This window comes from Streptomyces populi (assembly GCF_002911015.1).
Lineage (GTDB): Bacteria > Actinomycetota > Actinomycetes > Streptomycetales > Streptomycetaceae > Streptomyces > Streptomyces populi.
The window spans coordinates 1-782 of sequence record NZ_KZ627102.1 but is presented as its reverse complement, the minus strand read 5'-3'; the positions used below and the strand labels follow the sequence as shown (position 1 = coordinate 782).

Genomic DNA, 782 nt, shown 5'->3' with positions numbered 1-782 from the left:
TCGTATTCGTTCGGGTTCGAGGGTCCTGCGGTGACGGTGGACACGGCGTGTTCGTCGTCGTTGGTGGCGCTGCATCTGGCGGTGCAGTCGTTGCGTGCGGGGGAGTGTTCGTTGGCGCTCGCGGGTGGTGTGACGGTGATGGCGACGCCGTACGCGTTCGTGGAGTTCGGTCGTCAGGGTGGTCTGTCGGCGGACGGCCGGTGTCGTTCTTTTTCCGCGGATGCGGAGGGGACGGGCTGGTCCGAGGGTGTGGGTGTGGTGGTGCTGGAGCGTTTGTCGGACGCGCGGCGCAACGGGCACGAGGTGTTGGCGGTGGTGCGGGGCAGTGCGGTGAATCAGGACGGTGCGTCGAACGGGTTGACGGCGCCGAACGGTCCGTCGCAGCAGCGGGTGATCGTGCGGGCGTTGGCGGGTGCGGGGTTGTCGACGTCGGACGTGGATGTGATGGAGGCGCACGGGACGGGGACGAGGCTGGGTGATCCGATCGAGGCGCAGGCGTTGATCGCGACGTACGGGCAGGGCCGGGCGGAGGGGCGTCCGTTGTGGCTGGGGTCGTTGAAGTCGAACATCGGTCATGCGCAGGCGGCTGCCGGTGTGGGTGGTGTGATCAAGATGGTGATGGCGATGCGGCGCGGGGTGGTGCCGCGGACGTTGCATGTGTCGCAGCCGTCGCCGCATGTGGATTGGTCTGCGGGTGCGGTGGAGTTGTTGACGCGGGCTCGGCAGTGGCCGCAGACGGGTCGTGCGCGGCGGGCGGGTGTGTCGTCGTTCGGCATCAGCGG

1 protein-coding gene is annotated in these 782 nt (G+C 68.7%); it reads left to right on the top strand.

Going from position 1 to position 782, the window contains the following annotated elements:
- The coding region (locus tag CW362_RS42890; protein WP_162684466.1) for a beta-ketoacyl synthase N-terminal-like domain-containing protein at nucleotides 1-782 on the top strand (782 nt) is incomplete at both ends.